The organism is Bradyrhizobium japonicum USDA 6, from assembly GCF_000284375.1.
GTDB lineage: Bacteria > Pseudomonadota > Alphaproteobacteria > Rhizobiales > Xanthobacteraceae > Bradyrhizobium > Bradyrhizobium japonicum.
Window position 1 is genome coordinate 4,875,578 of the sequence record NC_017249.1, and the last position, 13,743, is coordinate 4,889,320.

Consider the following 13,743-nt stretch of genomic DNA (forward strand, 5'->3'; position numbering starts at 1 on the left):
GTTTCGAAGGATGAAAATTCACTGGCTTTCGGCTATTTTGCGTTGAGCCGCAGTTCTGTGGCGGCGATCTCGAATCGAGGTTCGCCATGACCTCCAGGTCCTCGATCAGGCGGCTCGTCGCGCCGCTCTTCGCTTTTTTCTGACCATCTGGCCGTTGGTTTCGCCGGTACATGCTGTTGAGGACGCCGGAAAGGTTGGCGTGGTGTCCTTTGGCCTGTTCGGCGATCAAGGCGTGTTTAGATCCGAGGCGACCGGCGCAGCTCAGGTCGTAGCCGGCCGTTTCGAGACTGGCCCGATCAACGTGGAGTACAATTCCAAGAAAGGCGGAAATGCAACGATCGAAGCTCTGACCAGGTCGTTGCAGGCGGCAGCCAACCGCTTGGATACCGAGAAGGATGTTCTCTTTTTGATTCTCACCTCGCATGGCTCTCCTGACGGCCTTGCAATCAAGGCGGGGCGGCTCACAGAAACGCTCACGCCATCTCGTCTCGGCGACATGCTCGCGAGAACGGGTGTGCGGCACAAGGTGGTGGTCATCTCGGCTTGTTATTCGGGGGTTTTTATCCCGCGTCTGGCGAATCCCGACGTGCTGGTCATCACCGCGGCCGATGCCAACCATCCGTCGTTCGGCTGTCAGGACAAGGCCAAGTGGACCTATTTCGGCGACGCTTTTTTCAATGTCGCGCTCCGGAAAGCGGTCAGCCTGAAGGATGCGTTTCTCGATGCGCGCTCACTCGTCCGGAAGCGAGAATTGCGGGAGCATTTCGAGCCGTCGAATCCCCTCATGGCAGGCGGCGCAGACGTGCTGCCATTGCTTGTCGCACGCCCTTGAACAACCGGCCGCGAACGCAGAGGCTATTGCTCGCGGGCGCATCGCCGTTTCCGGTCTACCCGATAAGCAGACTGTTTGGCGGCCCGCTTAGACTTCGCATTCGGGCCAGGGCCTGACATGCAGGTCCATGCTGCTGCATGTGCGCAGATGGCTCAACCAAAAGTGGTTATGTCTCGATCTCGCTCATGAAGATGAATGGAGCTCGATGAGATGTTTCGCATTTTATGGCAAAGGTAACCCTTGCGCGCCGGTTTCGCCGAGCGCACTCTTGCGGAGCGTTTTCACAAGAACTGCGGAGGGGGCGACCATGCCACGGGTCAAGCAAGCTTCGAAGCAGAAACGCACAGCCAAAGCCACCACCGTGAAGGCGCTAGGTGCCGCCGGACTGGGTCTTTCGCTGGCGGGTAGTGCATCCGCATCCACGATGCCCGCTGCCGGTATCCCGCAATCCAATACCTCGCCAAATCAGCGCTTCTTTCTTGGCGAAGAGGAAATGGCCGACGTCAGTCTGGCCACGTTCCATCTTTTCGATAGAGAAAACTTTGGCAGCGGCGTGCAGCTAGCGCGCGGGTGCGGTGGTTGCGGGTGCGGCCATGGTGGCGGCGGGTGCGGCGGCGGCCGAGGTTGCGGTGGTGGTGGGTTTGTTGGCGGCCGAGGTTGCGGTGGCGGCGGGTTTGTTGGAGGCCGAGGTTGCGGTGGTGGCGGGTTTGTTGGCGTCCGTGGTTGCGGTGGTGGTGGGTTTGTTGGCGTTCGTGGTTGCGGTGGCTTCCGTGGTTGCCGTGGCTTCCGTGGTTGCGGTTGCGGCGGCTGCGGGTTCAGCATCGGGTTCTATGACGACATCGGGTTCGATGACTGGGGGTATGGTGGCTGGGGGTTCGGTGGTTGCGCGGGTTGCTGCGGATCCTGGGGAGCGTGCCGCTTGTGCTAAGTCCCACCAAGGACTCTGCTAAGCTGCGATCAGCCTCTCGCTGGTTGCGAGTTTAAGGTCGCCTTCGGGTCACACGCGGAAGAACTCAGGTTGAGTATGTCGAGTCCGCTTCACCCCCAGAGAACAGACGTCTAGCGGACATGCGGTGTCGGCCGCTTGGGGCCAATTCCGGACATAAGAGGGTGGGGCAGGCCGAAGGCTTCCGCCGCGACGCCGACCTTGCAATTCCCGCGATGATTGTTGAGATTTGGCGATTGCCAAGGGGGGAACGAAAATGTGCGAAAGCCCTACCATCAAAGGCCGCACTGGTTGGCGCGGCTGGTCGGAACTCCCAACAAGGGCAATTCAAAAAACCGATGAGAAATGGGTCGATCTCACCTACCCATTTTCAATTTCAGTACCACGTTCCGCAGCGTTTCCTCCGCCGAAGTTTTCATATTTTGCGCAGATGCCGGAACGGCCGCTGAATGTCACCCAGATGGAGACAATCGTACACATGGGCACTCACGTTGATGCCCCAAAGCATTTTTATGTTGGTGGTCCAGGAATGGACGAAATACCACTCGAGCGCATGACAGGCGAAGGGGTCGTCATTCGCCTCGAAAAAGCAGTCAACGAAGAGATCGGCGTCGACGATCTTGCTGCTGCGAAACCGAGAATAGAACCGGGTGATATCGTCGCCATAGACACAGGCTGGAGTGGAAACTGGGGAACGCCTGAGTGGAACCGGCATCCATATCATTCACTTGAAGCCGCCCAATGGCTGGTCGATCAGAAGGTCAAGCTGGTTGCCGTAGACACCGCCACGCCGGATCTTCCTTATGACCTGCGTCCTAAGGATTTTCAGTTTCCGGTACACTGTATGCTCCTCAAAGATGGAGTCCTAATCTCGGAGCAAATAGCTAACCTTCACAAATTAGGGGGCGACGAGCTGAATTTCTATTTTGCCCACTATCGATTGAAGGTTGCGATGGAGCACCTGCCCGCGTCTTAGCTCGGGCGTTCTCGTAGGCTCATGAGGTGATCGTCGGAGCCATTGCACCACTCCCGCCGACGTACTGGAGGGCGCCATGAAAGTGCATGAACTAGTAGCGAGGTTCGCGAAGGCAGGTGAAAGTGCCAAGCCGATGGATGCCTCGCGCGAAATTCTCGAATCCCTGCGCGGACAAGTGGAAGCCATCGAAAACTTGCTGGGCTATATCTCCGGCACAGGCGGCAACGCGGGGCAGGTGTTCTACCGTTCGCCGCAAGTTACGCTACTCAAAGTGTGTTTTCCTGTTGGGCGTCGTACGCCACCGCACAACCACGGAACATGGGCCACGATTCTGCAATTGTCGGGCGAAGAAAAAAATACGCTCTACCAGCGAGAAAATGGCAAGCTGCGAAAAGCGAGAGAGATGTCACTGACCCGCGGCGCGATACTGTCCATGCCTGCAGAAACCGTCCACGTGGTTCAATGCCGTAGCAATGTACCAGCAATCGGCCTGCACGTTTATGGTGGCGACATTTTCGCTCTAGCGCGCCGCATTTGGAATCCGGAAACGTTAGAAGAGCACGCGCTGGACTGGGCTCTATACGAAAAGTTCGCGCAGACTGCTTCAAAGGCTGCGAAGGCGCCGCTCGAAAGCTGACATTGAACGGTGCGCAAAGCGATGTCCGCAATGGGTCATTTTCGACGATTTTAGCGGAGATTGCCGACTGGCTGAAGTCCGCTTCTACCCCGTACGCGTCCAACTGGGGCCCACCCGGAAGCGTTGCCTCTGGCCAGACTCCTATGATTCAAGCTTTCAAACTGGGGGCTCGAATCATGCGCTACGAATTCGCCGACCATGAATGGATCGCCATCAAGCCCATGCTGCCGAACAAACCGCGTGGCGTTCCTCGGGTGAACGACCGCCGTGTCCTCAATGGCATCTTCTGGGTCCTAGGCTCCGGAGCGCCTTGGCGCGATCTGCCCGAGGCGTTTGGTCCGTACACCACCTGCTACAACCGCTTCGTCCGTTGGCGGCGGGCTGGTGTCTGGGGCCGTATCATAGACGCACTTGCCGCGGCCCATGATGCCGCTGTCCATAACACACCGCACCGGGAGCGCGTCAGGTCCGCCTTGGGTCATGAACGACAAAGCTTGAACTGAGCACAATAGGTCTGCTTTCGGGCAAATTGCCACCAATCCGCGCTCGTTGTCGTGACAATGAGTGCAGCTAGCGCGGTGGAGCGAAGAAGTTCGCGCTTTATCAACATGATGCAGCTGCGAGCATGGAGGCCAACTGGAGCAAGCCGCGCTACGGCGCGGTCGACCCGGCGCGGACAACACCGGTGTTTCTGCTATAGTGCGACCTTCGAACTTGCGGGGTGGCTGCTTCAAGGGTTGAAATCATGCACAGAGCATCTGCATCATTACTACTTGCCTGCGCTTTTATTCTATTTGCTCCGCAAGTGCGGGCGCAGCAAATTCCGGCCGAAACAGTTCAGGGAATGCTTGCGGCCCAGATTCGCACGCAAGGCTTCACCTGCGAAAAACCACTCGGCGCAAAGAAGAACACGAAGGCGTCTCGACCTGATCGCGACGTTTGGGTTCTTAAATGCAGCAACGCCATGTACAAGATCACGCGCGTTCCCGATATGGCGGCGAAGGTCGAACCGCTGCCGTGAGCTCGGTGGTCTCTACGGGACCAGCGACACGATGGACTTGTGCCGGTGTTTTGCCTGACGTCTCAAACGTCCTGGCGGCGAGGGCTCAAGCCATGTTCTCACGGTCGCCTTAACTTCCGCTGATGCCGACCAGACGAGGGCGGCGGTTTGCGAGAGGGTTTTCGGCCGGCAGGGCGCGCAGCCACGCGCGAAAACTGACGATCTCGGGGCAATCCGCGGTGCCTTCAGGCACGATCAGCCAATCACCGGGGCCTGATCCCTCATTGACCCGGTCGCAGCGATAGCCCGGATGGTGACCGAGACCGCGGGCGATCAAGAGGTCGACCTTGCCCTCGACCAATTCGTGCAGGCCGGCCGGCTGCAGCACCCGCAAGCCGATCTCCGCATGCGCGCTGCGAAACTCCGCCAATTCGAGCCGGCGCAGGTCGAAGCTGCCATGGACCCCCAACTGCAGCAGCACCGCGCCCGCCGGCTTCAATTGCGAGGTCGCCTCCGCAATGTGACGAAAACCTTCGGAGACCCCGGGCAGATAGGCCTGACCGTCCGCGGTGAGAATGAGCTGCTTATGCAGCCGCTCGAACAGCTGCACGCCGAGACGTGCCTCCAGCGCCTTCACCTGCTGTCCCACGGCGGCAGGTGTCACGTGCAGCTCATGCGCGGCCAGCTTGAAGCTGAGATGCCGGGCGGCGGCCTCAAAAGCGCGGAGCGCGTTGAGCGGGGGAAGGGCGTAGGTCATCGCACCGCAGTTTGACACCGATGAGCCCAGGCCTTGCAATAGATTTTCTTGCGCTGAACCGCAGCAACAATGCTTTGATCGGCGCCGTCATCGCCGGATACGGTCGGCCCTCAATTCGGAGACCCCCAATGCCCCGTCGTCTAGATCATCTCGTCATTTGCGTCCGCGATCTGGAGCAGGCCGCGCTGGATTGGCAGACGCTGGGCTTCAACCTCACGCCGACTGGCGTGCACCCGTTCGGAACGAGCAACCGCCTTGCGCAGTTCGCCGACAATTTTCTTGAGTTGCTGGCCGTCACCGACGACGCGTTGGTGCCGCCAGCCACGCCGGGCCATTTCAGCTTCGCGGCCCACAACCGCGATTTTCTTGCGACCGCCGAGGGAATGTCGATGCTGGTCTTGCACAGCACCGACGCCCATGCCGATGCCGCGCGTTTCAGGGCCGACCGCATCGGCGATTATGCCCCGTTCGATTTCGGCCGTGACGCGGTGCTCCCGGGCGGGGGCACGGCGCGCGTCGCGTTTTCGCTGGCCTTTGCCACCGATCCCGCCATGCCCGGGATCGCGTTCTTCACCTGCCAGCAGCGCCACCCGCCGGATCTGTTCTGGAAGGCGCAGTATCAGCGTCATCCCAACGGCGCCCTCCGCGTGGTCGAGGTGGTGATGTCGGCGGCGGAGCCGGCTGCGCATCGCGATTTTCTCGAGCGCCTCACGGAAGGCACGGCCGAGCTTGCGCCCGGGCGGCTGACGATTGGTGAGCGCGGCAATCATATCACCTTGCTTGACCCGTCCGAGCTGGCGCGCCGGTTGCCGGGCCTCGCGAACAGCGCTTCGCCGCGCTTTTGCGCGGCGCGCCTGGCGGTCGCTGATCTGGATGCGACAAGGCGAACGCTGGAACACAACGGCGTCGGCTTTGCGATGACCGGTGCCGTGCTGTTGGTGCCACCCGCCACCGCGCATGGCCTGGCGCTCGAATTCGTCGAACAGGAGGCAAACTGACATGGCTCACGTCGTCAATCACAATCCCGCAACGGTCCATCCTCCCGCCGGCGGTTACAGCATGGGACTTGAATTGACGCAGCATCGCCGCCTGTTGTTCATCAGTGGTCAGGTGCCCGAGAAAACCGACGGCACCGTGCCCGAAGGTTTCGAGGCGCAATGCGAGCAGGCCTGGCGCAACGTGATCGCGGTGCTCGCCGCCGCGGGCCTTGGCGTCGGGCATCTGGTCAAGGTCACCACGTTCCTGACTGACCGGACTCAAGTCGTGACCAACCGCACCATTCGCCGCGCTGTGCTCGGGGACCACCAGCCGGCGCTAACGGTCGTGGTCGTCGAGACCGTCGATAGCAAATGGCTGCTGGAGATCGAGGCGATCGCCGCGGAATGAAGCCGGCTTCGCCAACCTTGCAACGAGCCGTCAGGTGTCCAATGGCCGAGAACATCCATCCCTTCTACGAGACGCATCGGAACGCAATGGAGGCCGCCATGCGCCAGCGGCTCGACCTCGCCGAAGCGATGCTGCGCGAGCGCACGCATCTCTCCGACATCGACGGGATCAGGCGGGAGGTGATGGACGAATTCGAGATTGTCCTCACCCAAATGCCTTATGTCGGCGGCGCGGCAAGCCGCATGAGCGATTTCTTCATGCGCCTGACGGGGTTCATGGCCATCGGCCGGGTGCTGCGGCGACACGGCGTGCCGGTGCCTGTGATCGGCGAGATCGAGCGAGAAACCTACGAGGCGCAATTGCTGACCGTATCAGAAGCGGAGCGTCTCGCCTCGGGGTGGCAATTCATGTCGCCGGACAACCAGGCCTTGCTGCGCGAGCAGGCGGCAAGGAGCGCTACAAGAGCGCATCAGGAAGAGTTTCCGGAAGACTTCGTCTACGATTTCGTCGAGCCGGGTCCGCAAGACAGCTTCGAATTCGGCATCAACTACAAGGCCTGCGGCTTCTGCAAGCTCGCAGCGCGCCACGGGGACAAGGACATCCTGCCGAACATCTGCGGGCTCGATTTCGTCGCCTACGCAGCGCGCGGCATCCGCCTGGAGCGCACACAAACATTGGCGGGCGGCGCGAGCCACTGCAATTTCCGCTTCTCGCGGCTCCCGCCGGATGAGGCCGTGAACCCATAAATCGGCCGCGCTGACGGCTCGCGAAAGTCCGCTATGCCCCGGTGGCGATCAAATGGCGCATCGCATGCTTTGAGCCAAATCAAGGTAGAACTTCAAGCCGGCCATATCCTCAATGCTTGCCGACGTGGCGATGCAAAGTAGTTGCGGAACTGTACCCGTCCTTGCGCTGGATCACGACATTGCGAGGAGATCGCCGATGATGGAGCCGCGCAATCGAGTTGTTCAAGTCAGCCTCTTCGGTGATCCCGAGAGGCTGGAGGTGGTCGACGCTCCCTTGCCGACCGCCAGCCGGGGCGAGCTGCGGGTCCGTGTACTTGCGTCGAGCCTCAACTACACCGAGGTATTGATCAGGCGCCATCTATACCCGCAAACGATGGGCCTCCGGCCGCCGTTCGTAATGGGCTACGACGTGGTCGGGGCAATCGATCAGATCGGTGAAGGCGTGCACGACTTTCAGATTGGCGACCGCGTGGCCGACATGACGGTGGTCGGGTCAAACGCCGACTATCGCACGCTTCGGGCGAACGACGTGGCCCGCGTGCCGGAGGGCGTAGACGCGGCGGAGGCGGCCACACTGATCTTGAGCTGGACGACCGCGTACCAGCTTCTGCACCGCGCGGCCCGGGTCCAGCGAGGCCAGCGCGTGCTCGTGCACGGCGCCGCCGGCGCCGTCGGCCAGGCGCTGCTCGTGCTCGGGAGACTGGCCGGCATCGAGCTGTGGGGCACCGCACGCGGCGAGCACATGGCGCTCGTCCGAGAGATAGGGGCAACGCCGATCGACTACAAGCATGAGGACTTCACGCGGGTCCTGCCGGGCGGGTTCGACGTTATCGTCGACGGCGTTGGCGAAGACGGCTATCGCCGCTCATACGCGGCGCTCAAGCCAGGTGGCCTGCTCTGTGCCATCGGTTTCTCGGCGAGCTTGCAAGCGCAGCGTCGCATGCTCCCTATCGTGATGGAGATCGCACGCCTTTACCTGTGGAGATTGTTGCCCGGCGGCAAGCGGGCCCGGTTTTACTCGGTAAATGCGATGCGGGCGCGACATCCCACCTGGTTCAAGGAGGACTTGGAGCGGCTGTTCGGGCTTTTGGCAACTGGTGCCATCCGGCCGCGCATCGCCGCGCGGATCTCCTTCGACGAGGTCGCCGATGCTCACCGTCGCCTCGAGACTGGTGGCCTCGAGGGCAAGCTCGTGCTGTGCCCGGATCTCTCGTCGCGACACAACCAGCGCGCCGCCTGAGACGGCGCTCCAGATATGTATCCGCGGATAGATTCCTGGATTGCTTCGCTGCGCTCGCAATGACGGAGTTCGGGGCGCGGCCCGAGGCCCATCGGCGCCCGTCGCCATGATGACATCGTGCTCCTGTTTTGCCCGACGTGTCAAACGCCCGGGGAGCGCGGGCTCAAGCCACCTTGCGCCAAATTCTTCAATGATTTGTACTGTGCATGGGGTTGTTTTCGCGTTTTTTGTTTTGAGGGCCGTCTACTCCGCAGCTTTTTCCCTGAGCCGCTGCGCGTAGACGTTGATGACCAGCGCCGCCAGCAGGATCAGGCCGCGGATCAGGATCTTCAGGAAGCTGTCGATGTTGACGTGGTCGAGGCCGTTATTCAGGACACCGAGAACGAAGAGCCCGACGATGGTGTTGCCGATGCCGCCGCGGCCGCCGAACAGGCTGGTGCCGCCGACGACGACGGCGGCGATGGAGTCGAGCAGATAGGTGTCGAACTCGTTCTGCTGGGCGCTGCCGAAATGGGCTACTCCCAGCATGCCGCCGATGCCGGAGCAGACCGCCGAGATCACCATCACGGCGCCGAGGATGAGCTTGACGTTGAGACCGGAATATTCGGCCGCCTCGCGGTTGCCGCCGACCATGTAGACGTAGCGGCCGAAGCGCGTGTAGGTCAGCACCAGATGGCCGCCGAGCAGCATGATGGCCGCGACGATGACGATCCAGGGGATGCCGCCGATCGAGCCCGAGCCGAGCGTGGTGATCAGGCCGGGCACCTTGTAGGCGATCTGGCCGCGCACCAGCAGCGCCGAGACGCCGGCCGCGATCTGCATCATCGCCAGCGTCATGATGAAGGAGGGGATGCCGATCACGGTCAGGCCGAGCGCGTTGACGAGGCCGAGCAGCGCGCAGAGCAGGATCGACAGGATGATCGCGACCGCGCCGGGCAGGGGGATGTTGGCGATGTTGACGTAGGATTCCTGCAGCGTGAAGTAGGCGATGGCGATGCCGGTGACGTTGGCGATGCTGGCGATCGAGAGGTCGATCTCCGCGCAGAGGATCACGAAGGTGAGGCCGACGGCGATGATGCCGGTGACCGACACCTGCGTCAGGATGTTGCCGAGGTTGTCCAGGGTCGCGAAGGAGGGGCTGGCAAAGGCGAAGAAGGCGGAGAGGAAGATCAGGGTCAGGAACGGCGCGATGTTGCGCATCTGCGAGCGCAGGAAGGGCGCAACGCCGCGCGGCCGCCGACCCGCCGCCAAAGCCGTCTCACTGCTCGCCATGGTGCTTCTCCGTCACGCCGCTTCCAGCAGGCGGTCCTTGCTGACCGGCTCGTTCTTGAATTCCCGCACCAATACCCCGCGCTTGAGCACGAGGATGCGGTCGGCCAGCGACAGCACCGTTTCCGGCTCGGTCGACAGCACGATGACCGCGAGCCCCTTGGCGCGGAGATCGCGGACGATGTTGATGACGTCGTTCTTGGCGCCGACATCCATGCCGCGGGTCGGCTCGCACAGCACCAGCAGCTTCGGCGGATAGGTCAGCCATTTTGCCAGCGCGACCTTCTGCTGGTTGCCGCCGGAGAGCATGCCGAGATCGAGGCCGACCACAGGCGGCCTGATCTGCAGCTGCTCGACCTGGCGCTTGGCGATGTCGCGCTCCTGCGCCGGCTTGAGCAGCAGCGACGAGATGCGGTCGAGAATGCTGATCGAGATGTTCTTGTAGACCGGCTCCTGGTGAAACAGCATGGCGCGCCGGCTCTCCGGCACCAGCGCCACGCCGGCGCGCCGCGCCGCCGCCGTGCTGGCGAAGGTTTTTGGCTTGCCGTCGACGGCGAGCGTGCCGCCATCCGGCTTCAGCTTGCCGAACAGGATGCGCGACAGCTCCTGCTGGCCGCAGCCCATGAATCCGTAGATGCCGAGCACCTCGCCGGCGCGCGCCTCGAAGGAGATGTCCTTCAGGCTGCGGGCCAGCGACAATTGGTCGACCTTCAGGACCACGGAGCTGTCGCTTGTCCGTGGCAGCATGAGGTCATCGGTGTAGCTGTGCTCGAGCGCTTCGCCGCCGCGGCCGATCATGGCCTCGATCAGCGCGCCCTTGCTGGTCGCAGCCGAGGCAGTCTCGGCGACCTTCCGCCCGTTGCGGAACACGGTCACCGTGTCGGACACAAGCAGGATGTCCTCGATGAAATGCGAGATGAAGACGATAGCGGTGCCTTCCTCGCGCAGCCGCCGCAGCGTCGCGAACAGCCGCTCGACCTCAGGCGGGGAGAGGGCGGAGGTCGGCTCGTCCAGGATGACGATGCGGGCGCCGGAGAACAGCACCCGGGCGATCTCGATCAGCTGCTGGAGCCCGATCGGGAGGTCGCCGAGCCTGGACATCGGATCGACGTCGATGCCGAAGCGGGCGAGCTGCTCGCCGGCCTCGCGCGCCATGCGCCGCCATTGCACGAGGCCGAACCGATTGGTCGGCTGGTTGCCCAGGAACACGTTCTCGGCGACCGTGAGATCGGGCGCGACGCTCAGCTCCTGATGCACCATGGCGATACCGGCCGCGTGCGCATCGCGGGCGGAGCGGAAATGCGTGTCCTTCCCGTCGATCAGGAAGCGGCCTGAGAATTCGCTGTGCACGCCGGCGATGATCTTCATCAGCGTGCTTTTGCCGGCGCCGTTCTCGCCGACGAGACCGTGGATCTCGCCGGGTGAGAGTGCGAAGTCGACACCACGAAGCGCCTCGACGCCGCCGAAGCTCTTCGTGATGCCTTGCAGTTCCAGGATGGGCGCACGAACCTCAGGCATGGAGGCTCAGATCAGGAAGTGATCCTGCATCCACTGCATCCCGGCGGCGTTGGCCTTGGTCACGACCGGGCCGTCGGTGACGACGTTCTTGGGAATGCCCTGTCCGCTCTTCTCGCCGCCGACCACGGCGGAAACGCCCGCGATGATGGCGCCGCCATGGATGCGGCAGGACGGATTGCGCACGGTCGCGAACATGCGGCCTTCGCTCACCGCCTGGATCGCCGGTGGCATCGCATCGACGCCGCCGATCAGGATGTTGGAGCGATTGCGCGCCTTCATGATGTTGGCGGCGGCGAGCGCCATGTCGTCATTGTGGAAGAACGCCGCGTCGATCTGCGGATATTTGGTCAGGTAGGTTTCCCAGAGGCGCGCAGTTTTCGACACGTCCCAGTCAGCGGGCTGGGTGTCGAGCACCTCGATGTTCGGGAACTGCTTGACGACGGTGTTGAAGCCTTTGGCCCGGCCTTGCGCCCCGGTATGGCCGAGCGCGCCCTGCGTCATAATGATCTTGCCCTTGCCGCCCATGGCGTTGCACAGCGCCTGCGTCACCGAGGCGCCCATGAACTCGTTGTCGGGGGCGAGGAAAGAGTGGACGTTGATCTGGTCGAGCGGGGCAATCAGCGTGTCCATGTCGATCACCGGCGTGCCGGCATCGATCATCTTCTGCACGGGCTGGGTGAGGGTGCCGATGCCGAAGGCCTGGATCGCGACGAAGTCCCATTTCTGCGAGGCCATGTTGTCGATCGCCGCGCGCTGCTTCACCGCATCGAGCTGGCCGTCGAACCACGTCACCTCGACATTGAACAGCTTGCCCCAGAATTCCGCCGCCTGCTTGCCTTGCGCGCACCAGGTGGCCTGGAGGCCCGCATTGGAGAAGGCCGCCTTCAGCGGCTTCTCGGATCGTCCGACCTCGGCTGCAAGGGCGGGGTTTATGCCCATGCTGCCGAGAAGGGCAGTCGCGGCGCCGGCGGTCGCCGCCGCCTGAAGAAGATCGCGCCTCGTCGTCGAGAAATCTTTCGTCCCGGACATCGCTCGCTCCCATAAAATTTTCGTCGGCGCGTCATTGATTGCGCGACCGATGTCCGAAAGTCTCTCACAAGAGTTCCTGCCACTCAATCTGCAATCGATCGCGAGATCGCCGCAGCTCGTGTTGGTGCAGCGCAAAGCGTCAGGCCGGAATGGTGGCGAAGGCGTCGATCTCGACGAGCAGCTGGTCCCAGGCCTGTGCGATTTCCGGCGACCATTCGTCGCCGAGGAGGTCGCGCAGCGCATCCCTGATGACGACGAAGAACGCGATGAACAGCTCGCGCGGAGTGCCGTAGCCATCGTGCGAGGCGACCTCGCAGGCGATCAGCCTGAAATGGCCCCGACGCTCACCGGCGAAGTCGAGGATCGCCTCGATCGTCAGCGCAAGCATCGACCCCATCACCGGCTCGCTGCCCTGCGAGCGGAACATGGTCCGCGTTTCGGGATGCTGTTCGAACAGCCGTTGGTAAACGAGTGGCGTGAGATCCGCGCAACGCGAGGCTGCGAGTTCGAAGCTGTTTTCGATTGAATTAACGGGAGCGCTCATCGGCATCGAAGCCATGCGGGCAAAAAAGAGCGGGGCCCTGGCCCCGCTCGAAAATTGTGTCGACCCTATTATCCCCGATTCTAAGATTTGCTCTTGATTGACGGGGCGACGCTGCGTTTTGCGCGCCAGGGGCTCCTCCCGAGACTTGGACCACCAGACTTCGACCTCTCGGCCAGCCTGAGCAAGAGGGATGCTAGATCAACTTTTCTCACTTGTCATCATTTTCGGCAACGATTGTTCAAAATTAGAGCAGCTGACGAAATGATCGGGCTGTTTGCCATGTAAGCATATGACAAATATAAGAAATCTGTGGATAGGGAGGGTTGCCGGACTGCCTCAAATGCCGGACGTCCCAGCCCGTGGGGCGGCGGGACCACAGTTTTCGAGAACTTTGCGCCGGGCCAGGAAGCCCGTGGAACTGACCTCGACTCAGGTCTCGGCGAGGTGTTTAGTTTAGGCGAACGAATGGTTCGGCGGATGCGCGCACGGCTGCAAAAATTCCTACCCCTGGTCCTGCTCGCTTTGGCGATGCAGGTGCTGGCGCCGATTGCCGCCTGTCTGGCGGCCGGTCAGGCCGTGGCCGATCCGTTGTCTGTCGGCGTCATCTGCCACAGCGCGAGCGAGCAGGGCGGTCTGAACGACCAGACCGGCGCGCCGACCGCACATGGCGCTGCGTGTGCGCTGTGTTGCCTGGCGCAGGCGGGCGCATCGCTCGATTCGCCGCCGCACGTTGCGCTCGCCATTCCCTTCCGCCACGTCGCGCGCGTGGTGTGGCATGCGGCGGATGTATCCGCCGTCGCGATCCATAAGGGCACAAGCGCCCAGGCGCGCGCACCACCTCATTTTTCCTGACGACCCTCGTG

Annotated in this window: 14 protein-coding genes and 1 pseudogene; 10 read left to right on the forward strand and 5 right to left on the reverse strand. The window is 62.4% G+C overall.

Annotation, left to right across the window (positions count from 1 at the left end; all coding sequences use genetic code 11):
* Positions 1–199 precede the first annotated feature (199 nt).
* The 5 genes and pseudogenes from BJ6T_RS23095 to BJ6T_RS23115 all read left to right on the forward strand — a co-directional run bounded on the left by BJ6T_RS23095 (position 200) and on the right by BJ6T_RS23115 (position 4,412).
* Positions 200–832 (forward strand): C13 family peptidase, encoded by a 633-nt coding sequence (locus BJ6T_RS23095; RefSeq protein WP_014494885.1) that lies wholly within the window; start codon positions 200–202, stop codon positions 830–832.
* A 1,175-nt stretch (positions 833–2,007) separates the two neighbouring features.
* Positions 2,008–2,754, forward strand: coding sequence for a cyclase family protein (locus BJ6T_RS43810; protein ID WP_144038008.1), 747 nt, complete (start codon positions 2,008–2,010; stop codon positions 2,752–2,754).
* Between the two features lie 76 nt (positions 2,755–2,830).
* The gene (locus BJ6T_RS42650) at positions 2,831–3,391 is read left to right on the forward strand and encodes a cysteine dioxygenase (RefSeq protein WP_014494888.1); all 561 of its coding nucleotides are present in this window, start codon (positions 2,831–2,833) and stop codon (positions 3,389–3,391) included.
* A 176-nt stretch (positions 3,392–3,567) separates the two neighbouring features.
* A pseudogene (locus tag BJ6T_RS43815) lies at positions 3,568–3,828 on the forward strand (transposase); the annotation flags it as partial.
* Between the two features lie 308 nt (positions 3,829–4,136).
* Positions 4,137–4,412: a hypothetical protein gene (locus tag BJ6T_RS23115; RefSeq protein ID WP_028169452.1), complete on the forward strand. Its 276-nt coding sequence runs from the start codon at positions 4,137–4,139 to the stop codon at positions 4,410–4,412.
* 109 nt (positions 4,413–4,521) lie between these two features.
* Here BJ6T_RS23115 and BJ6T_RS23120 read toward each other — a convergent pair whose 3' ends face one another.
* Positions 4,522–5,148, reverse strand: coding sequence for a LysR family transcriptional regulator (locus tag BJ6T_RS23120; RefSeq protein ID WP_014494891.1), 627 nt, complete (start codon positions 5,146–5,148; stop codon positions 4,522–4,524).
* Positions 5,149–5,168: 20 nt separating this feature from the next.
* Between BJ6T_RS23120 and BJ6T_RS23125 the strand changes: the two genes are divergently transcribed.
* From BJ6T_RS23125 to BJ6T_RS23140, 4 genes are all read left to right on the forward strand, one after another.
* A complete protein-coding gene (locus BJ6T_RS23125; protein WP_225894911.1) occupies positions 5,169–6,146 on the forward strand; it encodes a VOC family protein in 978 nt (325 codons plus the stop codon).
* 1 nt (position 6,147) lies between these two features.
* Positions 6,148–6,534: a RidA family protein gene (locus BJ6T_RS23130; RefSeq protein WP_014494893.1), complete on the forward strand. Its 387-nt coding sequence runs from the start codon at positions 6,148–6,150 to the stop codon at positions 6,532–6,534.
* 41 nt (positions 6,535–6,575) lie between these two features.
* A complete protein-coding gene (locus BJ6T_RS23135) occupies positions 6,576–7,280 on the forward strand; it encodes an L-2-amino-thiazoline-4-carboxylic acid hydrolase (protein ID WP_014494894.1) in 705 nt (234 codons plus the stop codon).
* Between the two features lie 196 nt (positions 7,281–7,476).
* Positions 7,477–8,520, forward strand: a complete 1,044-nt coding sequence (locus BJ6T_RS23140) for a medium chain dehydrogenase/reductase family protein (protein ID WP_014494895.1) — start codon at positions 7,477–7,479, stop codon at positions 8,518–8,520.
* Positions 8,521–8,763: 243 nt separating this feature from the next.
* On the opposite strand, the gene BJ6T_RS23145 is transcribed toward BJ6T_RS23140, so the two are convergent.
* The 4 genes from BJ6T_RS23145 to BJ6T_RS23160 form a co-directional block, all read right to left on the reverse strand.
* On the reverse strand, positions 8,764–9,792 hold the full coding sequence (locus BJ6T_RS23145; RefSeq protein ID WP_014494896.1) for an ABC transporter permease: 1,029 nt from the start codon (positions 9,790–9,792) through the stop codon (positions 8,764–8,766).
* Between the two features lie 12 nt (positions 9,793–9,804).
* The gene (locus BJ6T_RS23150) at positions 9,805–11,307 is read right to left on the reverse strand and encodes a sugar ABC transporter ATP-binding protein (protein ID WP_014494897.1); all 1,503 of its coding nucleotides are present in this window, start codon (positions 11,305–11,307) and stop codon (positions 9,805–9,807) included.
* Positions 11,308–11,313: 6 nt separating this feature from the next.
* Entirely contained in the window at positions 11,314–12,336 is a 1,023-nt protein-coding gene (locus BJ6T_RS23155; protein WP_014494898.1) for a sugar ABC transporter substrate-binding protein, read from the reverse strand.
* A gap of 139 nt (positions 12,337–12,475) precedes the next feature.
* A complete protein-coding gene (locus BJ6T_RS23160) occupies positions 12,476–12,880 on the reverse strand; it encodes a globin (RefSeq protein WP_028169454.1) in 405 nt (134 codons plus the stop codon).
* A gap of 477 nt (positions 12,881–13,357) precedes the next feature.
* Here BJ6T_RS23160 and BJ6T_RS23165 point away from each other — a divergent pair, with 477 nt between their 5' ends.
* A complete protein-coding gene (locus BJ6T_RS23165; RefSeq protein WP_014494900.1) occupies positions 13,358–13,732 on the forward strand; it encodes a DUF2946 domain-containing protein in 375 nt (124 codons plus the stop codon).
* The last annotated feature ends 11 nt before the right edge of the window (positions 13,733–13,743 follow it).

Bases quoted from the DNA above. Each gene is read 5' to 3' on its own strand.
- BJ6T_RS42650 (WP_014494888.1), top strand. From the start codon at position 2,831: ATGAAAGTGCATGAACTAGTAGCGAGGTTCGCGAAGGCAGGTGAAAGT.
- BJ6T_RS23115 (WP_028169452.1), top strand. From the start codon at position 4,137: ATGCACAGAGCATCTGCATCATTACTACTTGCCTGCGCTTTTATTCTA.
- BJ6T_RS23120 (WP_014494891.1), bottom strand. From the start codon at position 5,148: ATGACCTACGCCCTTCCCCCGCTCAACGCGCTCCGCGCTTTTGAGGCC.
- BJ6T_RS23125 (WP_225894911.1), top strand. From the start codon at position 5,169: ATGAGCCCAGGCCTTGCAATAGATTTTCTTGCGCTGAACCGCAGCAAC.
- BJ6T_RS23130 (WP_014494893.1), top strand. From the start codon at position 6,148: ATGGCTCACGTCGTCAATCACAATCCCGCAACGGTCCATCCTCCCGCC.
- BJ6T_RS23135 (WP_014494894.1), top strand. From the start codon at position 6,576: ATGGCCGAGAACATCCATCCCTTCTACGAGACGCATCGGAACGCAATG.
- BJ6T_RS23140 (WP_014494895.1), top strand. From the start codon at position 7,477: ATGATGGAGCCGCGCAATCGAGTTGTTCAAGTCAGCCTCTTCGGTGAT.
- BJ6T_RS23145 (WP_014494896.1), bottom strand. From the start codon at position 9,792: ATGGCGAGCAGTGAGACGGCTTTGGCGGCGGGTCGGCGGCCGCGCGGC.
- BJ6T_RS23150 (WP_014494897.1), bottom strand. From the start codon at position 11,307: ATGCCTGAGGTTCGTGCGCCCATCCTGGAACTGCAAGGCATCACGAAG.
- BJ6T_RS23155 (WP_014494898.1), bottom strand. From the start codon at position 12,336: ATGTCCGGGACGAAAGATTTCTCGACGACGAGGCGCGATCTTCTTCAG.
- BJ6T_RS23160 (WP_028169454.1), bottom strand. From the start codon at position 12,880: ATGAGCGCTCCCGTTAATTCAATCGAAAACAGCTTCGAACTCGCAGCC.
- BJ6T_RS23165 (WP_014494900.1), top strand. From the start codon at position 13,358: ATGCGCGCACGGCTGCAAAAATTCCTACCCCTGGTCCTGCTCGCTTTG.